Origin of the sequence: Streptomyces sp. JHA26, assembly GCF_002005565.1 — a bacterium.
Lineage (GTDB): Bacteria > Actinomycetota > Actinomycetes > Streptomycetales > Streptomycetaceae > Streptomyces.
In genome coordinates this window covers 44,273-65,504 of record NZ_BDJC01000019.1, presented here as the reverse complement: position 1 = coordinate 65,504, position 21,232 = coordinate 44,273, and the positions used below count along the sequence as shown (strand labels likewise).

Here is a 21,232-nt window from a genome sequence, read left to right as displayed (position 1 = left end):
CACCACCGTAAGCACGGTGGCGGGAACGCGCGCCGGGGATGCGGCAGGCTGAAGGGATGACAACGCCTGAACGGTGGACGCGGACGGTACGGGAGCAACTGCGACTCGGCAGGCTGCTGCCCCTGGGCGGGCCGCGGGACGGCGCGTGGGTCGCCGAACGCGCGGCACGGGAGGCGCTGCTGGCCGCGGCACGGGGGGTGCCGGGCGTCCGCCCCGAGCGTCTGCGCATCGCCCCGGCGGCCCCGGGGGAGACCCACGAACCGGTCGTGCCGGCGCCGCCGAGCGCGCTGCCGCCCGGTCCGCTGCGGGTGACGGCCGACTTCGCGGCGTCGGCGGCCGAGCCCCTGCCGGCCGCGGCCGCCCGTCTGCGCGCCGCGCTGGCCGAGGCGGCGACGCGCGGGATCGGTCTGACGGTGACGGACGTCGATCTCCGGGCGACGGAGCTGCTCGACGCGGTCCCGGAGCCGGAACCGGAACCGGTGTCCGGCACCGGACCCGCGGGCCCCCCGGTGGTCCCGGGGGAGGCGGACGGCACGGACGAGGGCCGCGCGGCGGGCGCCGCGCTGGCGGTCCCCGGCGTGCGGGGACTGACCGGCGCGCTGGGCCGTCCGGTGCACATCACGGAGCCGGACGCCGGGCGGGAGGCGGCCCTGCCGCGCCGTCACGTCCGGGTGGAACTGGCGGTCGACGCGGACCGGACGGCCGCGGAGGTGGCCCGGGCGGTCCGGGCGGCGGTGGCCGGCGCCCTGCCGGACCACCCCACGGTGGCCGTGCTGGTGACGGCGATCGGCTGACCGCGCCGGGGCGAGCCGGGCCCGCGGGACGTGCCGCGGACGGGGGGGCGGTACGCCCCGCGACCGTCCGGGGCGCGCGTTTCCCGCGGCGGGGTCGCCGGCCGGCGGCTCGGTCGCGCCGGAGACGGCGGTGCGCCCGTCCGCGCCCCGGGAGTCGTGGATGCCCCGCCCGGTTGCCGGAGGCTCAGTCGCCGAGCCCGGCCAGGTCGCGCAGGCGGCGGGCCTGGGCGGCGCGCTCCGCGGTGCGCTGGGCCTCGTAGTCCCGGTTCTGGGCGCCCTGGAGCAGCGCCTTGGTCTCGACGACCGCGTCGCGCGGCGCGGACAGGACCGCGGACACCAGGTCGTGCACGGCGCCGTCGAGCTGGTCCGCGGGCACGGCGAGGTTGGCGAGGCCGGTGTTCACGGCCTCCTCGGCCGTGACGAAGCGCCCGGTCGCGCAGATCTCCAGCGCGCGGGCGTAGCCGACCAGGGACACCAGGGGGTGCGTGCCCGTCAGGTCCGGCACGAGGCCGAGGCTGGTCTCGCGCATGGCGAACTGCACGTCGTCCGCGACGACCCGCAGGTCGCAGGCGAGGGCCAGCTGGAAACCGGCCCCGATGGCGTGTCCCTGCACGGCGGCGACGGACACGATGTCGCTGCGCCGCCACCAGGTGAACGCCTCCTGGTACTCGGCGATGGTCGCGTCCAGCTCGGCGTCGCCGCCCCGGGCGAGGTCGAGGAACGACGGTTCGCCGTCGAAGCCCTCGGGCGTGAACGCCTGCCGGTCGAGCCCGGCCGAGAACGACTTGCCCTCGGCACGCAGCACGACGACCCGGACGGAGCCCGGCAGCAGCCGGCCGGCCTCGGTGAGCGCGCGCCACAGAGCGGGGCTCTGCGCGTTGCGCTTGGCGGGGTTGGTCAGCGTCACCGTGGCGATCGCGTCGTCGACGGTGAGCCGCACGCCGTCCTTGTCGAGTGCGGGACCGGGGTCGTGGGCGGGCGAAGCCATGGGGCGCCTCCGAAGGGTGCGGTCGTCGTCACTGCCGTGCGCCGGCTGCACGCCGTACCACGACAGGGCTGAGTGACTGCACAGTAACCACCCGGCCGGCCGGACGACCGACCGGGTGGCCACCATCGGAGCCGAGGGGCCACCCGGGGTGGATCAGGCCGATGCGGCCTTCTTGCCCCGGGTCGCCCCGCCACGCCCTCGGAGCGTGACACCCGACTCGCTGAGCATGCGGTGCACGAAGCCATACGAGCGGCCGGTTTCCTCGGCCAACGCCCGGATGCTCGCACCGGCGTCGTACTTCTTCTTCAGGTCTGCCGCGAGCTTGTCGCGCGCGGCGCCGGTCACCCGGCTGCCCTTCTTCAGAGTCTCGGCCACCCGTGCCTCCTCATGGGAAGTGCGCTCTGGTCTCCTCATGATCACCCCTCATGGGCCTCATGGCCACCCATTCGGCAAGGTCGATGAGACAAGGTGGTGACGACAGGAGTGCGTCCCCACATGCGGAATGCGAGATTCCAGAGGTTCGGGCGCCTGCGGCCGAACAGGTTCTCCGGTGAAGCCGCAGGTCAGAAGCCGACACGGCCGGGGCCTCCACGATGGAGGCCCCGGCCGCGAAATCGATGTAGGACGCACCTCGTGATGAGGAGATCTCACACAGATGGTGGATCACGGATCGGCCGAATGATCCATACCCGGTGGATCATCCATTCGATCAAGCGAGGGCGACGAGATCCGCGTAGTCGGCGCCCCACAGGTCCTCGACGCCGTCCGGGAGCAGGATGATCCGCTCCGGCTGGAGCGCCTCGACGGCGCCCTCGTCGTGGGTGACGAGCACGACCGCGCCCTTGTAGGTGCGCAGCGCGCCGAGGATCTCCTCGCGGCTGGCCGGGTCGAGGTTGTTCGTCGGTTCGTCGAGCAGCAGCACGTTCGCCGAGGAGACCACGAGGGTGGCGAGCGCCAGGCGGGTCTTCTCACCGCCGGAGAGGACCCCGGCCGGCTTGTCGACGTCGTCACCGGAGAACAGGAACGAGCCGAGCACCTTGCGGACCTCGACGAGGTCCATGTCGGGTGCGGCGGAGCGCATGTTCTCCAGGACGGTGCGGTCGGGGTCGAGGGTCTCGTGCTCCTGGGCGTAGTAGCCGAGCTTGAGGCCGTGGCCCTCGATGACCTTGCCCGTGTCGGGCTTCTCGGCGCCGCCGAGCAGGCGCAGCAGGGTGGTCTTGCCGGCGCCGTTGAGACCGAGGATGACGACGCGGGAGCCCTTGTCGATGGCCAGGTCGACGTCGGTGAAGATCTCCAGCGAGCCGTACGACTTGGACAGGCCCTCCGCCATCAGCGGGGTCTTGCCGCAGGGTGCGGGCTCGGGGAAGCGGAGCTTGGCGACCTTGTCGGACTTGCGGACCGCGTCCAGGCCGGACAGCAGCTTGTCCGCGCGGCGGGCCATGTTCTGCGCGGCGACCGTCTTGGTGGCCTTGGCGCGCATCTTGTCGGCCTGCGAGTGCAGGGCGGCGGCCTTCTTCTCGGCGTTGGCGCGTTCGCGCTTGCGGCGCTTCTCGTCGGCCTCGCGCTGCTGCTGGTAGAGCTTCCAGCCCATGTTGTAGACGTCGATCTGGGAGCGGTTGGCGTCCAGGTAGAACACCTTGTTGACGACCGTGTCGACCAGGTCGACGTCGTGGGAGATGACGATGAAGCCACCGCGGTAGGTCTTCAGGTAGTCCCGCAGCCAGACGATCGAGTCGGCGTCGAGGTGGTTCGTCGGCTCGTCGAGCAGCAGCGTGTCCGCGTCCGAGAACAGGATGCGGGCCAGTTCGACGCGGCGGCGCTGACCGCCGGAGAGCGTGTGCAGGGGCTGGCCGAGCACGCGGTCGGGCAGGTTGAGCGCGGCGGCGATGGTGGCGGCCTCGGCCTCGGCGGCGTACCCGCCCTTGGTGAGGAACTCCGTCTCCTGGCGCTCGTACTGCCTGAGGGCCTTCTCGCGGGTGGCGCCCTGGCCGTTGGCGATGCGCTGCTCGTTCTCGCGCATCTTGCGGATCAGGGTGTCCAGGCCGCGGGCGGACAGGATGCGGTCGCGGGCCAGCACGTCGAGGTCGCCGGTGCGCGGGTCCTGCGGGAGGTAGCCGACCTCGCCGGAGCGGGTGACGGTGCCGGCGGCGGGGATGCCCTCGCCGGCGAGGACCTTGGTGAGGGTGGTCTTCCCTGCGCCGTTGCGGCCGACCAGGCCGATGCGGTCGCCCTTGGCGACGCGGAAGGTGGCGTTTTCGATGAGCACGCGGGCACCGGCGCGCAGCTCGATGCCGGAGGCGGAGATCACGGACAGACTCCAGGGCGGGTGGTTGACGGGATGGGCGGCTGAGGACGTTTCCCGCCGTCTAATGCGCGAGGAGAATGGCCATGGGGCCAGTCTAACGGGGCCGTGCAACCACTTTTCCCGGGCGCGGGTCCGCGCGGCCGCCCGCCCGGGGCTCTCCTGCTCGGATGCGCTGGTCACGGGCGCGGACGGCGGCTGCCGGGGCGGCTCCGGGGCGACGGTGCGGTCGTGCCCGGTCCCGAGGGTCCGGGCAGCCGCTTCGACGGGGCGGCGGGGAACGTCGGCACGGCGGGGTGTACGCCGGTAGGGGACGACGTCGGCGTACACCACCGACAGAGCGCGGCGCGGAGGCCCTGGTGTCCCGGTGCCCCCGACAGGCGCCCGCCCGGCGGGACGTCCCGTCAGTCGCCCCCCGTGTGCACCTGGAACGCCGCCCGGCGCACGGCCTTCGCCAGGGCCGGGTCGGGGTGGGCGGCGGCGAGGGCGACCAGGACCTGCACGGTGCGCGGGTGCCCGACGGCGCGGACCTCGTCGAGGAGGGCCGGGACGGTGGGCTGCACGGCGGACTCCAGGTGCCGGACCAGCAGGGGGGCCTCGCCGTGGTCGGCGACGGCGGCCGCGGTGTCGACCCACAGCCAGGTGGCCTCCTGGCGGGTGAGGACCTCGTGGGCGTCCTCGGGGTCGGCGCCGTCGTGCTCGGCCAGCCACAGCAGGGCGTACGGGCGCAGCGTGGGCTCGTCGAGCACGGCGCGGACCTCGGGCTCGGCGGGGGCGCCGACCACGCGCAGCGCCTCGAAGGCGAGGCCGCGCAGCAGGGCGTCCTCGCCGCGGGCGGCGGCGAGCAGCTCGGTGACGGCACTGCCGACGGGGCGGGCGGCGAGCCAGGCGCGGTACTCGGCGCGGGCCGCGTTCGGGCGGAGCCGGCCGCAGCCGCGGAGCATGGCCTCGGCCGACTGCTCGATGTTCCCGGCGGGGCTCTGCGCGGCCACGCAGATCTGCTCCAGCTTGACCCAGACCGCCCAGCTGCCCAGCGGGGTGAGGGTGGCGTGGCCGTCGCCGCAGGTGAGGGCACCGACGGAGGCCAGGGCGTGCAGGGCCCAGTCGAGAAGGGGGGCGAGCGGGGTGCCGTCGGCGGCCTGCTGGGGCTGCGGGGTCTCGGGGGTTCCCGGTTCGAGCCGGGGGCCGTAGGGGACCTCGCAGCGTTCGGTGCGCAGTTCGGTGACGCGCTGCTCCAGCAGGTCCAGGAGCTGTGCCACGGGGACGGGCCCGGCGGACAGCTGGAGGAAGGAGAGCACCTGGGGCATCGCGGAGACGACCTCGGCGACGGCGGCGGGCTCGTGGCCGTCCGGCTCGGGGTGGGCGAGCGACCAGGCGTCGAAGAGGGCGACCCAGCCGCGCAGTACGGCGCCGTCGTCGCGGTTCCAGGCGCGCAGGCGCCAGCCGGGGCGGGCGGTGTCGCCGTGGACCTCGATCAGTCCGGCGAGGCGGGCGGTGTCCCAGTCGGCACGGACCTGGGCGACGGTCAGGCCCAGCTCGCGGGCCGCGTGTTCGGCGGTCGCGTCGGACAGGGTGGCCTTGCCGTCGGCGGTCGCGCTGCCGCGGCCGGGGCCGAGGGCGGCGTCGGCCCAGCGGGCGATGCGGGCGGCGTCGGCCAGGCCGGAGCGTGCCATTCGGGCCAGTTCCGACCGGGCCGGTGTGCCCTCCGGTGGGCGCGGTGCGGCGCGGTGCGGGCGGCGCTGGTTCATCGCTCTGGGGGCGGCGGCCAGGGGTCGCGGACGGACGAGTCGAAGCCTGGAGTCGCGCGGGATACGGGACGTCACGGGTGCAGTCTTGCGGTTGACGGTCCGAAAACCCAAACGGAATGCCGGGAGCGGCGACGGGGAGGGCCGGCGCGGGCCTCCGGTGGGCGGCTCGGGCGACAGAACCGGCCACCGGTACGGCTTTGAACGGAACCTGAACGGAACCTGTGCGGCGCAGGGCGGGACGAGGGCCCGCCGGGCTCACACGAGAGGGGTCAGGAAGCGGCGCAGGGTCTCCAGGTAGGAGTCGGGATCGGCGTTCCACATGGCGCCGTGCGGGGCGCCGGGGACGGTGTGGAGGGAGACCAGCCGCGGGTGCGCGTCGGCGAAGCGGCGGGTGAGGCGCCAGGGGGCGACCCTGTCGTCGGGACCGTGGAAGACGAGGGTCGGCACGGTGAGGGCCTCCCGTACGGCCTGGCCCGCGACGCCGTCGGCGTGCAGTCCGGCGCGGCCCTGCGCGGCGCGGACCGCGAGCGGCAGCAGCACGCCGGGCGTGTGGCGGGCGGCGGCCAGGGCGCGCAGGGTGGTCTCCCAGCTGAGGACCGGGGAGTCCAGGACGAGCCCCGCGATGCGGTCGCGGGCGGCGGAGCGCGCGGCGGTGCGCAGAGCCATGGTGGCGCCGGTGGACCAGCCGAGCAGGACGACCTGGCGGGCGCCGTGGTCGAGGGCGTAGTGGACGGCGGCGTCCACGTCCTGCCACTCGGTCTCGCCGAAGTGGTGGAGGCCGTCGGGCGAGGGCGGGGCGCCGGCGTCGCCGCGGTAGGCGAGGGCGAGCACCGGGACGTGCCGGTCGTGCAGGGGTGCCATGAGGTTCAGGGCGTGTTCGCGGGTGGTGCCCAGGCCGTGCACGGCGATGACCCAGGTGGGGCGGGCGCCGGGCACGAACCAGGCCGGGAGCGGGCCGAGTCCGCCGGGGACGTCGACGTCGGTGTACTCCAGGCCGAGGGCGGTGCCGGGCGTGCCGACGTGCAGGTTGGGCGTGAGCCAGACCTTGTCGCCGGCGCTGAAGGTGCCGTGCGCGACGCCCTCCAGGCGGCGCACGACGGTGTCGGCGCCGTGCTGGGCGGCGCTCAGGACCGGGCCGACGATCGCGTGGGACGCGTCGCCCGCGAGGCCGTAGCGGCCGGGGCGCAGCGCGGCCAGGTCCCGGGTGAGGGTGATCTGCCCGGCGGCGGTTCCGTGCACGGTCAGCCGGGGTTCGGTGGGCAGGGGCCGACCGGAGGGTGCCTTGAGCGCGGCATCGCTGGCCAGCCGGCCGGCGGCGACGCTCGCCGCGCCGGCCGCCGCCAGGGCTGCGGTGACTGCGGCGGCCGTTGCTGTGACAGTGCGCATGGGGCCAGTCTCCCGGTGGAGTCCGTGGGCGGCCAGCGGGCGGACGACACGGAGTGACGGCGCCCGGCCGGGCCCGGGACCACGGGCCGGCTCGACTGCCGGTACCCCCGAACGCGCTCGGCAACCCCCTGGCTCCACCACCCCGTCCCGCCCCGCAGCGGACCCTCCGCCCCCGCGCCCGGGCCGCGGGCACCGCGCGCCGCATCCGCACCCGTGTGTTCGGCGGAGCGGAGTCCGGCCGGAGGTGGGGGATCGCCCCGCCGCCGGCGCGGGCACCCGGCAGTCGGCACCCGTGTCGGCTCGCCCGGCCGTGCGGTACTCGGCGTCACCACGGTCCGGGTCCCGGCCGGGTCCCGTCAGGTCGGCTGGCCGTAGCCGTGCAGGCGTTCCGCCACCTCGTCGAGCTGGGCCCGGGTGAGCAGGGACGGGGTGTGGCCCGGGACCGAGGAGGCCGTCAGCCACAGGCGGCACATCCACTCCAGCTGGGCGGTGCGGTCGTAGGCCTGGTCGAGGGTGGCGCCGTAGGTGATCGTGCCGTGGTTGCGCAGGAGGCAGCCGGTGCGGTCGGTGAGGGCGGCCAGCATGCCGCGGGCGAGTTCGCCGGTGCCGTAGGTCGCGTAGGGCGCGACCCTGACCGGGCCGCCGAGCGCGGCGGCCATGTAGTGGACGAGCGGGAGCTCGGGGACGAGCAGCGAGACCGCCGTCGCGTGCACGGCGTGGGTGTGGACGACGGCCCGGGCGTCGGTGGTGCGGTACACGGCGAGGTGCATGGGCAGCTCGCTGGTGGGGACCAGCGTGCCGAGCACCTGCCGGCCGTCGAGGCCGACGCCGGTCACGTCGCCGGGGGCCAGACGGTCGTAGGGCACGCCCGAAGGGGTGACCAGCACCGTGTCGCCGACTCGCACCGAGACGTTGCCGGAGGTGCCGACCACCAGCCCGTCGGACACCGTCCGCCGGGCCGTCGCGACGAGCGCCTCCCAGGCCTCGGACTCCTCCGCGGACACCCGTCCGCCCCGCGATTCCGTCACAGTTCCCGCCTCCTGCCGGGCGTCCCGCACGCCCCTCGCCGCGCCGCGCGTCGGCGCCTCGCGGCGATCCTGCCAGGCACGTCTCCGGAGAGCGTCGGCGCGGGCACGCAGCGCAGGCGTTCGCGGAGGTCACCACGCCGTTTCCGGTCACGATGAAGCCCGGCCCAGTTCACCTTCCGTTCACTCTGGTTACCTACGTTCAACGCGCCAATGACCTCGAACGATTGCCTGGGTAAATGGAAAGCTTCTCGCTGATCCTCGCGATTGTGGTGGTAACCGCACTCGCGTTCGATTTCACGAACGGTTTCCACGACACCGCGAACGCGATGGCGACGACCATTTCGACCGGTGCGCTCAAGCCCAAGGTGGCGGTGGCGATGTCCGCCACCCTGAACCTTGTCGGCGCCTTCCTCTCGGTGGAGGTCGCCAACACGATCTCCAAAGGTCTCGTCGACGAGACCGGCATCCGTCCCGAGGTCATCTTCGCCGCGTTGGTCGGCGCGATCCTCTGGAACCTGCTGACCTGGCTGGTCGGGCTCCCGTCCAGTTCCTCGCACGCCCTCATGGGCGGTCTGATCGGCGCCGCCGTCGCATCGGCGGGCGTCGGGGCGGTCCACGGCGACGTGCTCGTCACCAAGGTGCTGCTGCCGGCCGTCGCCGCCCCGATCGTCGCGGGCGTCGCGGCGATGCTCGCCTCCCGGCTGACGTACACGCTCGGCCGCGAGGCCGACGGCAGGGCCGCGGAGAAGGGCTACCGGGCCGGGCAGATCGCCTCGGCCGGCCTGGTCTCGCTCGCCCACGGCACCAACGACGCCCAGAAGACGATGGGCATCATCACCCTCGCCCTGATCGCCGGCGGCTCCCTCGCCCCCGGCTCGAACCCGCCCGTGTGGGTCGTCCTGTCCGCGGGCCTGGCCATCGCGCTCGGCACCTACCTCGGCGGCTGGCGCATCATCCGCACCATGGGCAAGGGCCTGACCGACCTCCAGCCGCAGCAGGGCTTCGCCGCCCAGACCAGCGCCGCCACGGTCATCCTGGCCTCCTCCCACCTCGGTTTCTCCCTCTCCACCACGCACTCGGTCTCCGGCGCGGTCATGGGCGCGGGCCTCGGCCGCAAGGGCGGCGTGGTGCGCTGGTCCACGGCCACCCGCATGTTCGTCGCCTGGGGCCTGACCCTGCCGGCCGCGGCCCTGGTCGGCGCGCTCGCCGAGTGGGTCTGCGGCTTCGGGGACTGGGGCACGGCGCTCGTGGCGGTCTTCCTGGTCGCCTCCAGCTTCGCGATCTGGCGGATCTCCCGGCGTGAGGTCGTCGACCACACGAACGTCATCGCGGGCGACGAGCCGGAGTCCGAGCCGGCCGGTGTGGTGACCACGGCGATCGCCGCCGTGACCCCGCCCCCGGCGGGCGTGGGCGAGGAGCTCACCGCCACCGTCGCGGCCCCGGCCGCCGCCTCCGGCACCAAGGCCCCGTCGGCCGCCACCCCCGTCTGAGCCCGCCCGCCGGACACGAAGGAAGAGAACCGCCATGACTATCGACTGGGCAGCCCTCGGCTCCGTCTTCGGGGTCAGCCTCGTGGCCACCGTGGCCCTGGTGACCCTGTTCACCCTCGGCATCGCCGGCCTGTCCCGCCAGGAGCGGGCCGCCGCCCGGGGCGGTTCCGCGGCGCTCGCGGTCACCGGCGCCTACGCCTGCTTCGCGGCCTGCGCGGCGGCGGTGGCGTACGGGATCTACCTGATCGTCGCCTGACCTGCACGGGAGAGCACGGGGGCGCGGGACGGACTCCACCGTCCCGCGCCCCCGTGCTTTCCCGCGCCGGCGCACACCACCCGCGTGTGGGCCTTCGCACACTCCCCCGGCGCAGGTCAACGGCAAGTTGACGGCTGTTCGCGGACCGTGGTGGACTGCCGGAGCCATGACGGCGACAGGAGAGGAAGCCGGTGCAAGTCCGGCGCGGTCCCGCCACTGTCACCGGGGAGGTACGCGAGTACGGCCCCGGGAGCCAGGAACTCTCATCGCCGATTTCGTCGAACCAGGGCGTGGACACCCTGAGTGAGGACATATCGCCATGCGCGGCTGCCGCTCCAGGCTCACCAGCGACACACCTCCGCTGTCCCTTCCCACGGCTTCCACGGCCGGCTGAGCCGTGCGCGCCGAACGCGTCTTCGCGTACGGCGCCGCCGCCGGCCTCCTCGGTGACCTCCTCCTCGGCGATCCGCGCCGCGGGCACCCGGTCGCCGCGTTCGGCCGTGCCGCCGGTGCCGTGGAACGGGTGCTGTGGCGTGACCACCGGGGCTGGGGCGCGCTGCACACCGCCGTGTGCGCCGGCGGCGCCGCCGCCCTCGGGGCCGCCGCCGCCCGCGCCGTCCGTCCCTCCCCCGCCGCCTCCGTCGCCCTGACCGGCGCCGCCACCTGGGCCGTCGTCGGCGGGACCTCGCTGGCCCGCGAGGCCCGCGCGATCGGACGGGCCCTGGACGCCGGCGACGTCGAGGCGGCCCGGGCCCGGCTGCCGCACCTGTGCGGGCGGGACCCGCAGGCGCTGGACGCCGACGGGATCGCCCGGGCCGTCGTGGAGTCCGTCGCCGAGAACACCTCCGACGCGGTCGTGGGCGCCCTGGTGTGGGGCGCCGTCGCCGGAGTGCCGGGGCTGCTCGGCTTCCGGGCCGTGAACACCCTGGACGCCATGGTCGGCCACAAGTCGCCCAGGTACCGGCGGTACGGCTGGGCCTCGGCCCGGCTCGACGACCTCGCGGGCTGGCCGGGCGCCCGTCTGACCGCCGTCCTGACCACCGTGGCCGGCGACGATCCCCGGGGCGCCGCACGGGCCTGGCGCACCGACGCCGCACGGCACCCGAGCCCCAACGCCGGTCCGGTGGAGGCGTCCTTCGCGGGCGCCCTGGGCGTGCGGCTCGGCGGGACCCTCTCCTACGGCGGCCGGGTCGAGCACCGGCCGGTGCTCAACGGGGCGGCGGGGCGCGCCGTCCGGGCCGGATCCGGCGACATCGAGCGGGCCGTACGGCTGTCCCGGCGCGTGAACTGGCTGGCGCTGGGCGTGTGCGCGGGCGCGCGGCTGCTCGTCCGCGGGATCGGCAGGAAGGGACGTACGTCATGAACGGTGGCCTCCTCGTCGCCGGCACCACCTCCGACGCCGGCAAGAGCGTCGTCACCGCCGGGATCTGCCGCTGGCTGGTGCGGCAGGGCGTGAAGGTGGCGCCCTTCAAGGCGCAGAACATGTCGCTCAACTCCTTCGTCACCCTCGAGGGCGCCGAGATCGGGCGGGCCCAGGCCATGCAGGCGCAGGCGTGCCGGGTGGAGCCGACCGCGCTGATGAACCCGGTGCTGCTCAAGCCGGGCGGCGAGCGGAGCAGCCAGGTCGTGCTGCTCGGCAAGCCGGTCGGGGAGATGAGCGCCCGCGGCTACCACGGCGGCCGGCAGCAGCGGCTGCTCGGCACGGTGCTCGACTGCCTGGCCGAGCTGCGGGGCACGTACGACGCGGTGATCTGCGAGGGGGCCGGCAGCCCGGCCGAGATCAACCTGCGCCGCACCGACATCGTGAACATGGGGATCGCCCGGGGCGCCGGGCTCCCGGTCCTCGTCGTCGGCGACATCGACCGCGGGGGCGTCTTCGCGTCCTTCTTCGGCACGGTGGCGCTGCTGTCGCCCGAGGACCAGGCGCTGGTCGCCGGGTTCCTCGTCAACAAGTTCCGCGGCGACGTGTCCCTGCTGGAGCCGGGCCTCGACATGCTGCACGGCCTCACCGGGCGGCGGACGTACGGCGTGCTGCCCTTCCGCCACGGGCTCGGCATCGACGAGGAGGACGGACTGCGTGTCTCGCTGCGCGGGACGGTGCGGGAGTCGGTCGTCGCCCCGCCGGTCGGCGAGGACGTGCTGCGGGTCGCGGTCTGCGCGGTCCCGCTGATGTCCAACTTCACGGACGTGGACGCGCTGGCCGCCGAACCGGGTGTCGTGGTGCGGTTCGTGGACCGGCCGGAGGAGCTGGCCGACGCCGACCTCGTGGTCGTGCCGGGGACGCGCGGTACCGTCCGGGCGCTTCAGTGGCTGCGGGAGCGGGGGCTCGCGGACGCGATCGCCCGGAGGGTCGCCGAGCGGCGGCCCGTGCTCGGGATCTGCGGCGGCTTCCAGCTCCTGGGCGAGCACATCGAGGACGAGGTCGAGTCGCGCGCCGGGCACGTGGACGGGCTCGGGCTGCTGCCCGTGCGGGTGCGGTTCGCCCGCGAGAAGACCCTCACCCGGCCCGTCGGCGAGGCCCTCGGCGAGCGCGTCGAGGGGTACGAGATCCACCACGGGGTCGCCGACGTCGTAGGGGGCGATCCCTTCCTGGACGGTTGCCGGGTCGGACAGACCTGGGGCACGCACTGGCACGGCTCGCTGGAGTCGGACGGCTTCCGGCGGGCGTTCCTGCGTGAGGTGGCCGCCGCCGCGGGCCGCCGCTTCGTGCCGGCCCCCGACACCTCGTTCGCCGCGCTGCGCGAGGAGCAGCTCGACCGGCTCGGCGACCTGATCGAACAGCACGCGGACACGGACGCGCTGTGGCGGCTCATCGAGTCCGGCGCGCCGCAAGGACTGCCCTTCATCCCACCGGGAGCGCCTGCATGAGCACAGTGTTGTTGTTGTCGACCGCCGACACGGACCTGCTGGCGGCCCGCGCGTCGGACGCCGCCTACCGGATCGGCAACCCGACCCGGGTCGACGTCCGGGAGGAACTGCCGTCGCTGGTCGAGGGCGCCGACGTCGCCGTCGTCCGCCTGCTGGGCGGCAAGCGCGCCTGGGAGGACGGGCTCGCCGCGCTGAAGGCGTCCGGCGTCCCGACCGTGCTGCTCGGCGGCGAGTCCGTGCCGGACGCCGAGCTGATGGCCGAGTCGTCCGTGCCGGCCGGGGTGGTCGCGGAGGCGCTGCGCTACCTGGTCGAGGGCGGCCCGGACAACCTCACCCAGCTCGCCCGGTTCCTGTCGGACACGGTGCTGCTGACCGGCGAGGGCTTCGACGAGCCCCGGAAGATGCCGGAGTACGGCGTCCACGGCTCACGGACGTTCCAGGACGGCCGCCCGACGGTCGGCGTGCTCTTCTACCGCGCCCACCAGCTGAGCGGCAACACCGCCTTCGTGGACACGCTGTGCGACGCGATCGAGGCGCGCGGCGCCAACGCGCTGCCCGTGTACTGCGGTTCGCTGCGCGGCGCGGACCCCGGGCTGTACGAGCTGCTGGGCCGGGCCGACGCCCTGGTCGCCACCGTCCTCGCGGCGGGCGGCACGCACGCCTCGCAGGCCTCGGCGGGCGGGGACGAGGAGGCGTGGGACATCGGGGCGCTGGCCGATCTGAACGTGCCGGTGCTGCAAGGCCTCTGCCTGACCTCCTCCCGGGCCGCCTGGGAGGCCTCCGACGCCGCCCTCTCCCCCATGGACGCGGCGATGCAGGTCGCCATCCCGGAGTTCGACGGGCGCCTGGTCACCGTGCCGTTCTCCTTCAAGGAGCAGGGGCCGGACGAAGTGCCGGTCTACGTGGCCGACCCCGAGCGGGCCGCGCGCGTCGCCGGGATCGCCGTCCGGCACGCGGCGCTCGGGCACAAGCCGAACGCCGACAAGAAGCTCGCGCTGGTCTTCACCGCGTACCCGACCAAGCACTCCCGCGTCGGCAACGCGGTGGGGCTCGACACCCCGGCGTCCGCCGTGCGGGTCCTGGACGCGCTCCGCGACGCGGGCTACTCGCTGACCGAGTACCCCGACGGCGGCGACGAGCTGATCCACCGGCTCATCGAGGCGGGCGGGCACGACGTCGAGTGGCTGACGGAGGACCAGCTGGCCGCCGCGCCCGCGCGGGTGCCGCTGGCCGACTACCGGGCCTGGTTCGAGAAGCTGGACCCGGAGCTGCGGGAGGCGATGACCGAGGCGTGGGGCGAGCCGCCGGGCTCGCTGTACGTCGACGGCGACGACATCGTGCTGGCGTCCCTGCAGTTCGGGAACGTCGTGGTGATGATCCAGCCGCCGCGCGGCTTCGGGGAGAACCCGATCGCGATCTACCACGACCCGGACATGCCGCCGTCGCACCACTACATGGCCGCCTACCGCTGGCTGGACCACAGTTTCGGCGCCGACGCGATCGTGCACATGGGCAAGCACGGCACGATGGAGTGGCTGCCCGGCAAGGGCCTCGGGCTGAGCGCCGGGTGCGCGCCGGACGCCGTGCTCGGCGACCTGCCGCTGATCTACCCGTTCATCGTCAACGACCCCGGCGAGGGCACCCAGGCCAAGCGGCGCGGGCACGCCACGGTGGTCGACCACCTCGTCCCGCCCATGGCGCGCGCCGACACCTACGGCGACCTGGCCAAGCTGGAGCAGCTGCTCGACGAGTACGCGCTCGTCTCCGACCTGGACCCGACGAAGGCACCGGCGGTCCGGGCGCAGATCTGGACGCTGGTCAAGGCCGCCGAGCTCCACCACGACCTGCACGTCGACGACCAGCCGGACGACGACGACTTCGACGAGTTCGTCATGCACATCGACGGCTACCTGTGCGAGATCAAGGACGTCCAGATCCGCGACGGCCTGCACGTCCTGGGCGGCGGACCGGTCGGCGAGCCGCGCGTCAACCTGGTCCTGGCGGTGCTGCGCGCCTCGCAGGTGTGGGGCGGGCGGGCGAACGCCCTGCCGGGGCTGCGGGCCTGTCTGGCCGAGCACTTCGGCCTGGTGGAGAAGGAGCTGCTGGCCGAGCCGGGCGCGCCGGTGAAGGTGCCGGTGGAGCTGACGGACCTGGTGGACGGCCCGGCGCGGTCGGCCGCCGACGCGATCGACCTGCTCGAGCAGCTGTGCCGGCGGATCGCGGAGGGCATGGAGCTGCAGGCGTGGGACACGGCGGCCGTGCCGGGTCTGGTGCGCGACGTGCTCGGTACCGAACTCCCCGACGCGGTCGCGGTGCTGGAGTTCGCCTGCACGGAGGTCGTACCACGCCTCGCCCGGACCACGGACGAGATCGAACACATCCTGCGGGCCCTGGACGGCGGTTACGTCCCGGCCGGTCCGTCCGGCTCGCCGACCCGCGGACTGGTCAACGTCCTGCCGACCGGCCGGAACTTCTACTCCGTCGACCCCAAGGCGATCCCGTCCCGGCTGAGCTGGGAGGTCGGCCAGTCCCTGGCGGACTCGCTGATCCAGCGGTACCTGACCGACACCGGCGCGTACCCGAAGTCCGTCGGCCTCACGGTCTGGGGCACGTCCGCGATGCGCACCCAGGGCGACGACATCGCCGAGATCCTGGCGCTGCTGGGGTGCCGTCCGGTGTGGGACGACGCCTCGCGCCGGGTGACGGGCTTCGAGGTGGTGCCCCTGGAGGAGCTGGGCCGGCCGCGCGTGGACGTGACGGTGCGCATCTCGGGGTTCTTCCGGGACGCGTTCCCGCACGTCGTCGGGCTGATCGACGACGCGGTGCGGGCGGTGGCGGAGCTGGACGAGCCCGCCGAGTCCAACTTCGTGAAGGCGCACGCCGACGAGGACACCGCCGAGCACGGCGACCGGCGCCGGGCCACGTCCCGCATCTTCGGTTCCAAGCCGGGCGCCTACGGTGCCGGTCTGCTCCCGCTGATCGACGCCCGCAACTGGCGCTCCGACGCGGACCTCGCCGAGGTGTACGCGGTCTGGGGCGGCTACGCCTACGGGCGCGGGCTCGACGGGCGGGCGGCGCGCGGCGACATGGAGACGGCGTTCCGGCGGATCGCGGTGGCGGCGAAAAATGTCGACACGCGCGAGCACGACCTTGTCGACGCCGACGACTACTTCCAGTACCACGGCGGCATGGTGGCGATGGTGCGGCACCTGACGGGGGACTCCCCCGAGGCCTACGTCGGTGACTCCGCAACCCCTGACCAGGTGAAGACGCGGACGCTGGGCGAGGAGACGCACCGAGTCTTCCGGGCGCGGGTGGTCAACCCCCGCTGGATGGCGGCCATGCGGCGCCACGGCTACAAGGGCGCCTTCGAGATGGCGGCCACCGTGGACTACCTCTTCGGCTACGACGCCACGGCCGGGGTGGTGGACGACTGGATGTACGAGAAGTTGTCGGCCGAGTACGTGTTCTCGCCCGAGAACCGCGACTTCATGAAGAAGTCCAACCCCTGGGCCCTGCGCGGCATCACGGAGCGGCTGCTGGAGGCGGCGGACCGGGGGCTGTGGGCGGAGCCGGACGCGGGGACGCTGGAGCGGCTGCGCGCCACCTATCTCGAGCTCGAAGGCGACTTGGAGGGCGACGACAAGTGAGTACCCCGTTCCCGTTCACGGCCGTCGTGGGTCAGGACGACCTGCGCCTGGCTCTGCTCCTCAACGCGGTCAGCCCGGCGGTCGGCGGTGTGCTGGTCCGTGGTGAGAAGGGCACCGCGAAGAGCACGGCCGTGCGTGCGCTGTCGGCGCTCATGCCGGAGGTGTCCGTCGTCTCCGGGTGCCGCTTCTCGTGTGACCCCGCCTCTCCCGACCCCGCGTGCCCGGACGGGCCGCACGAGTCGGGCGCGTCCGCCGCACGCCCCGCGCGGATGGTCGAGCTGCCCGTCGGCGCCTCCGAGGACCGGCTGGTGGGCGCCCTCGACATCGAGCGGGCGCTGGCGGAGGGCGTGAAGGCCTTCGAGCCGGGACTGCTGGCCGACGCGCACCGCGGGATCCTGTACGTCGACGAGGTCAACCTCCTGCACGACCACCTCGTGGACCTCCTGCTGGACGCCGCCGCGATGGGCGCGTCGTACGTCGAGCGCGAGGGCGTCTCCGTACGGCATGCCTCGAAGTTCCTGCTGGTCGGCACCATGAACCCCGAAGAGGGGGAACTGCGACCGCAGTTGCTCGACCGCTTCGGCCTCACCGTCGAGGTCGCCGCCTCGCGCGAGCCCGACCAGCGTGTGGAGGTCGTGCGGCGCCGGCTGGCGTACGACGACGACCCGGCCGGGTTCGCCGCGCGCTGGGCCGACGAGGAGGCCGCCGTACGGGCGCGGATCGTGGCGGCGCGGGAGCTGCTGCCGTCGGTGCGCCTGGGCGACGGGGCGCTGCGGCAGATCGCGGCGACCTGTGCCGCCTTCGAGGTGGACGGCATGCGGGCCGACATCGTGATGGCGCGGACGGCGACGGCGCTAGCGGCGTGGGCCGGGCGGACCGACGTACTGGCCGAAGATGTGCGGCAGGCCGCGTTGCTGGCGCTGCCTCATCGGCGGCGACGCAATCCTTTCGATGCGCCGGGCCTCGACGAGGACAAGCTCGACGAGACGCTGGAGGAGTTCGGCGGGCAGGGCGAGGACGGGAACGGGGACGACGATCCCGACCCGGGTCCCGGCGGCGGGCCCGGTGGACAGCCCGAGCCCGATGACGCGCCCCAGGGCGACGGGGACGCGGCCGCGCGGCCCGAGGCCGGGGAGGGCGGCGAGCCGCAGCCGTCCGGTTCCGGTGCCGGGGAGCAGCAGCCGGCGCGGGCCGCCGAGCCGTTCCGGACCAAGGTGCTGAGCGTGCCGGGGCTGGGCGAGGGTTCCGCCGGGCGGCGTTCACGGGCGCGGACCGAGCACGGGCGGACCACGGGCGCCCGGCGGCCGCAGGGGTCCCTGACCAAGCTGCACCTGGCCGCCACCGTGCAGGCCGCCGCCCCGCACCAGCGGGCGCGGGGCCGCAGTGGGCCGGGGCTGGTGGTGCGCCGGGACGATCTGCGGCAGGCGACGCGCGAGGGGCGTGAGGGCAACCTCGTGCTGTTCGTCGTCGACGCCTCCGGGTCGATGGCCGCGCGGCAGCGGATGAGTGCCGTCAAGGGTGCCGTGCTGTCGCTGCTGCTGGACGCCTACCAGCGGCGGGACAAGGTGGGGCTGGTGACCTTCCGGGGTTCGGCCGCCGACGTGGCGCTGCCGCCGACCTCGTCGGTGGACGCGGCGGCCGCCCGGCTGGAGTCGCTGCCGACCGGTGGCCGTACGCCGCTCGCGGCCGGGCTCCTCAAGGCGCACGAGGTGCTGCGGGTGGAGCGGCTGCGGGACCCGGCGCGGCGGGCGCTGGTCGTGGTCGTGACCGACGGCCGGGCCACCGGGGGCCCCGAGCCCGTGGCACTGGCCTCGCGTGCTGCGCGGCTGTTCGCGGCCGAGGGCACCGCCTCCGTGGTCGTGGACTGCGAGTCCGGGCCGGTGCGGCTGGGGCTCGCCGGGCGGCTCGCGGACGAGCTGGGCGGTACGGCGGTGACGCTGGACGAGCTGCGGGCGGACTCGATCGCCGGGCTCGTGAAGGACGTTCAGGGCAGCAGGAGGGTCGCGTAATGCCGCAGGGGAAGCCGAGTGTCGTACCGGACGACGGACTGACGACCCGTCAGCGGCGCAACCGTCCGCTGGTCGTCGTGCACACGGGCGTCGGGAAGGGCAAGTCCACCGCCGCCTTCGGGCTGGCGCTGCGCGCCTGGAACCAGGGGTGGCCGATCGGGGTGTTCCAGTTCGTCAAGTCGGCGAAGTGGAAGGTCGGCGAGGAGAACGCGCTGCGGGTGCTCGGCGCCAGCGGTGAGGGCGGGTCCGTCGACTGGCACAAGATGGGCGAGGGCTGGTCCTGGGTCCAGCGCGACGCGCAGCTGGACAACGAGGAGAAGGCCCGCGAGGGCTGGGAGCAGGTCAAGCGGGACCTGGCCGCCGAGACGTACAAGCTGTACGTGCTGGACGAGTTCGCCTACCCGATGCACTGGGGGTGGGTCGACACCGACGAGGTCGTGTCCGTGCTGCGCGACCGGCCCGGGACCCAGCATGTCGTGATCACCGGGCGGAACGCGCCGGAGAAGCTGGTGGAGTTCGCGGACCTCGTCACCGACATGTCCAAGGTGAAGCACCCGATGGACACCGGGCAGAAGGGGCAGAGGGGCATCGAGTGGTGACCTCCTCCGTTCCCCGGCTGGTCGTCGCCGCGCCCTCCTCGGGCAGCGGCAAGACCACCGTCGCCACGGGGCTGATGGCCGCGTTCGCCGCGCGGGGGCTCGCCGTGTCCCCGCACAAGGTCGGGCCCGACTACATCGACCCCGGGTACCACGCGCTCGCCACCGGGCGGACGGGGCGCAACCTCGACGCGTACCTGTGCGGGCCCGAACTGGTCGGGCCGCTGTTCCTGCACGGGGCGCGCGGGTGCGACATCGCCGTGGTCGAGGGCGTGATGGGGCTGTACGACGGGGCGGCGGGGGAAGGGGAACTGGCGTCCACCGCACAGGTGGCCAAGCTGCTGCGGGCGCCGGTGGTGCTGGTCGTGGACGCGTCGTCGCAGTCGCGGTCGGTGGCGGCGCTGGTGCACGGGTTCGTGTCCTTCGATCCGGAGGTGCGGATCGGGGGCGTGATCCTCAACAAGGTCGGGTCGGACCGGCACGAGGCGCTGCTGCGGGAGGCGGTGGACTCCGTCGGGGTGCCGGTGCTGGGGGTGTTGCGGCGGGCGCCGCAGGTGGACGTGCCGTCGCGCCACCTGGGGTTGGTGCCGGTCGCCGAGCGGCGGACCTCGGCGGTGGAGGCCGTCGCCGCGATGGCGGCACAGGTGGCCGCCGGGTGTGATCTGGAGGCGCTGGCCGGGCTGGCGCGTGGTGCCGGTGCGTTGTCCTGCGGGGTGTGGGACGCGGGTGAGGCCGTGGGGTCCCCGCCCCCGTCGTCTCCGGGGGCGGCCGGCCGGGGTGTCGGAGTCGCCGTCGCCGGCGGGGCCGCCTTCACCTTCTCCTACGCCGAGCACGCCGAGCTGCTCGCCGCCGCCGGGGCCGAGGTCGTCACGTTCGACCCGCTGCGGGACGAGGAGCTGCCCGAGGGCACGCGGGGGCTCGTCATCGGCGGCGGGTTCCCCGAGGTCTACGCCTCCGAGCTGTCCGCCAACGAGGGGCTGCGGAAGTCCGTCGCCGAGCTGGCGCTCAGCGGTGCTCCCGTCGCCGCCGAGTGCGCGGGGCTGCTGTACCTGTGCCGGGACCTGGACGGGCTGCCGATGTGCGGGGTGCTGGACGCCTCCGCGCGGATGTCCGAGCGGCTCACCCTGGGCTACCGGGACGCGGTGGCCGTGAGCGACAGCGCGCTGGCCGCCGCGGGGACGCGGCTGCGGGGGCACGAGTTCCACCGGACGGTCGTGGAGCCGGGGGCCGGGGCGGCGCCGGCGTGGGGGATGCGGGCGCCCGAGCGGCGCGTCGAGGGTTTTGTGGAGCGCGGTGTGCACGCGAGCTATCTGCACACGCACTGGGCGGCCGAGCCCGGTGTCGCCCGTCGGTTCGTGGAGAGGTGCCGGACGTCATGAGCAGCAGGCTGATCGGGGTGGGGGTCGGGCCCGGGGACCCGGAGCTGGTGACCGTCAAGGGGGTCAACGCGCTGCGGGCCGCCGAGGTCGTCGTCGTGCCCGTGATGGACACGGGCGAGCGGGGCCGCGCCGAGGCGACCGTGCTGCACTACGTGGGTGCCGAGAAGGTCGTCCGGGTCGTGTTCGCGCTGAACGAGCGCACCGACCGGGCCCGCCGGGAGGCCGCCTGGGACGCGGCCGGGGAGCGGGTGGCCGGGCTGCTGCGGGAGCACGGGTCCGTCGCCTTCGCGACCATCGGCGACCCCAACGTGTACTCCACGTTCACGTATCTCGCGCAGACCGTCGGCGAGCTGGTGCCGGGCACCGTCGTGGAGACCGTGCCGGGCATCACCGCCATGCAGGACCTCGCGGCCCGCTCGGGTGCGGTGCTGACGGAGGGCACGGAGCCGCTGACGCTGGTGCCGGTGACCGCCGGGTCGGCCGTGCTCAAGGACGCGCTGAACGGGCCGGGGACGGTCGTCGCGTACAAGTTCGGCCGGCAGGCGGCCGAGGTCGCCGAGGTGCTGCGGGAGACCGGGCGGCTCGGCGACGCGGTGTGGGGTTCGGCGCTGGGGCTGCCGGAGGAGTCGGTGCGGCCGGCCGCCGAGCTGGACGGGGCGCCGCTGCCCTACCTGTCGACGCTCATCGCACCGGCGCGGCGCGAGGACGGCCGGGGCGGCAAGCTGTGAGCGCCGGCAC

Annotated in this window: 16 protein-coding genes and 1 riboswitch; of the genes, 10 read left to right on the top strand and 6 right to left on the bottom strand. The window is 74.5% G+C overall.

What is annotated here, in order from left to right; all coding sequences use genetic code 11:
• The first annotated feature begins 56 nt into the window (after positions 1–56).
• Complete coding sequence (locus JHAT_RS14410) at positions 57–794, top strand: nucleopolyhedrovirus P10 family protein (protein WP_077798558.1); 738 nt, start codon at positions 57–59, stop codon at positions 792–794.
• Positions 795–978: 184 nt separating this feature from the next.
• Here the strand turns inward: JHAT_RS14410 and JHAT_RS14405 are convergent, their stop codons facing one another.
• The 6 genes from JHAT_RS14405 to JHAT_RS14380 form a co-directional block, all read right to left on the bottom strand.
• A complete protein-coding gene (locus tag JHAT_RS14405) occupies positions 979–1,782 on the bottom strand; it encodes an enoyl-CoA hydratase/isomerase family protein (RefSeq protein ID WP_077798557.1) in 804 nt (267 codons plus the stop codon).
• Between the two features lie 153 nt (positions 1,783–1,935).
• Positions 1,936–2,157, bottom strand: a complete 222-nt coding sequence (locus JHAT_RS14400) for a helix-turn-helix domain-containing protein (protein WP_018567695.1) — start codon at positions 2,155–2,157, stop codon at positions 1,936–1,938.
• A gap of 334 nt (positions 2,158–2,491) precedes the next feature.
• A complete protein-coding gene (locus tag JHAT_RS14395; RefSeq protein WP_077798556.1) occupies positions 2,492–4,090 on the bottom strand; it encodes an ABC-F family ATP-binding cassette domain-containing protein in 1,599 nt (532 codons plus the stop codon).
• A gap of 398 nt (positions 4,091–4,488) precedes the next feature.
• Positions 4,489–5,832: a hypothetical protein gene (locus JHAT_RS14390; protein ID WP_077798555.1), complete on the bottom strand. Its 1,344-nt coding sequence runs from the start codon at positions 5,830–5,832 to the stop codon at positions 4,489–4,491.
• 255 nt (positions 5,833–6,087) lie between these two features.
• On the bottom strand, positions 6,088–7,218 hold the full coding sequence (locus JHAT_RS14385) for a S9 family peptidase (RefSeq protein ID WP_077798554.1): 1,131 nt from the start codon (positions 7,216–7,218) through the stop codon (positions 6,088–6,090).
• 356 nt (positions 7,219–7,574) lie between these two features.
• Positions 7,575–8,246, bottom strand: a complete 672-nt coding sequence (locus JHAT_RS14380; RefSeq protein ID WP_171990892.1) for a class II aldolase/adducin family protein — start codon at positions 8,244–8,246, stop codon at positions 7,575–7,577.
• Positions 8,247–8,482: 236 nt separating this feature from the next.
• On the opposite strand from JHAT_RS14380, the gene JHAT_RS14375 reads away from it, so the two are divergent.
• The 9 genes from JHAT_RS14375 (at position 8,483) to cobI (ending at position 21,222) form a co-directional block, all read left to right on the top strand.
• Positions 8,483–9,736 (top strand): inorganic phosphate transporter, encoded by a 1,254-nt coding sequence (locus JHAT_RS14375; protein WP_077798552.1) that lies wholly within the window; start codon positions 8,483–8,485, stop codon positions 9,734–9,736.
• Positions 9,737–9,770: 34 nt separating this feature from the next.
• Positions 9,771–9,992, top strand: a complete 222-nt coding sequence (locus JHAT_RS14370) for a hypothetical protein (protein WP_077798551.1) — start codon at positions 9,771–9,773, stop codon at positions 9,990–9,992.
• A gap of 133 nt (positions 9,993–10,125) precedes the next feature.
• Positions 10,126–10,276, top strand: a riboswitch (cobalamin riboswitch).
• Between the two features lie 113 nt (positions 10,277–10,389).
• The gene (locus JHAT_RS14365) at positions 10,390–11,355 is read left to right on the top strand and encodes a cobalamin biosynthesis protein (RefSeq protein WP_077798550.1); all 966 of its coding nucleotides are present in this window, start codon (positions 10,390–10,392) and stop codon (positions 11,353–11,355) included.
• Complete coding sequence (locus JHAT_RS14360; RefSeq protein WP_077798549.1) at positions 11,352–12,860, top strand: cobyric acid synthase; 1,509 nt, start codon at positions 11,352–11,354, stop codon at positions 12,858–12,860. Before JHAT_RS14365 ends, JHAT_RS14360 begins: the two co-directional genes overlap by 4 nt.
• On the top strand, positions 12,857–16,510 hold the full coding sequence (gene cobN / locus JHAT_RS14355; RefSeq protein ID WP_077798548.1) for a cobaltochelatase subunit CobN: 3,654 nt from the start codon (positions 12,857–12,859) through the stop codon (positions 16,508–16,510). The genes JHAT_RS14360 and cobN overlap by 4 nt, the downstream gene beginning before the upstream one ends.
• On the top strand, positions 16,507–18,519 hold the full coding sequence (locus JHAT_RS14350; protein WP_077798547.1) for a putative cobaltochelatase: 2,013 nt from the start codon (positions 16,507–16,509) through the stop codon (positions 18,517–18,519). Before cobN ends, JHAT_RS14350 begins: the two co-directional genes overlap by 4 nt.
• Positions 18,519–19,118, top strand: coding sequence for a cob(I)yrinic acid a,c-diamide adenosyltransferase (cobO, locus tag JHAT_RS14345; protein ID WP_077798546.1), 600 nt, complete (start codon positions 18,519–18,521; stop codon positions 19,116–19,118). The genes JHAT_RS14350 and cobO overlap by 1 nt, the downstream gene beginning before the upstream one ends.
• The gene (locus JHAT_RS14340) at positions 19,112–20,494 is read left to right on the top strand and encodes a cobyrinate a,c-diamide synthase (protein ID WP_107481924.1); all 1,383 of its coding nucleotides are present in this window, start codon (positions 19,112–19,114) and stop codon (positions 20,492–20,494) included. The genes cobO and JHAT_RS14340 overlap by 7 nt, the downstream gene beginning before the upstream one ends.
• A complete protein-coding gene (gene cobI / locus JHAT_RS14335; RefSeq protein WP_077798608.1) occupies positions 20,491–21,222 on the top strand; it encodes a precorrin-2 C(20)-methyltransferase in 732 nt (243 codons plus the stop codon). The genes JHAT_RS14340 and cobI overlap by 4 nt, the downstream gene beginning before the upstream one ends.
• Positions 21,223–21,232: the final 10 nt, after the last annotated feature.

Coding starts and splice junctions, on each gene's coding strand:
- JHAT_RS14410 (WP_077798558.1), top strand. CDS start 57: ATGACAACGCCTGAACGGTGGACGCGGACGGTACGGGAGCAACTGCGA.
- JHAT_RS14405 (WP_077798557.1), bottom strand. CDS start 1,782: ATGGCTTCGCCCGCCCACGACCCCGGTCCCGCACTCGACAAGGACGGC.
- JHAT_RS14390 (WP_077798555.1), bottom strand. CDS start 5,832: ATGAACCAGCGCCGCCCGCACCGCGCCGCACCGCGCCCACCGGAGGGC.
- JHAT_RS14385 (WP_077798554.1), bottom strand. CDS start 7,218: ATGCGCACTGTCACAGCAACGGCCGCCGCAGTCACCGCAGCCCTGGCG.
- JHAT_RS14375 (WP_077798552.1), top strand. CDS start 8,483: ATGGAAAGCTTCTCGCTGATCCTCGCGATTGTGGTGGTAACCGCACTC.
- JHAT_RS14370 (WP_077798551.1), top strand. CDS start 9,771: ATGACTATCGACTGGGCAGCCCTCGGCTCCGTCTTCGGGGTCAGCCTC.
- JHAT_RS14360 (WP_077798549.1), top strand. CDS start 11,352: ATGAACGGTGGCCTCCTCGTCGCCGGCACCACCTCCGACGCCGGCAAG.
- cobN (WP_077798548.1), top strand. CDS start 12,857: ATGAGCACAGTGTTGTTGTTGTCGACCGCCGACACGGACCTGCTGGCG.
- cobO (WP_077798546.1), top strand. CDS start 18,519: ATGCCGCAGGGGAAGCCGAGTGTCGTACCGGACGACGGACTGACGACC.
- cobI (WP_077798608.1), top strand. CDS start 20,491: ATGAGCAGCAGGCTGATCGGGGTGGGGGTCGGGCCCGGGGACCCGGAG.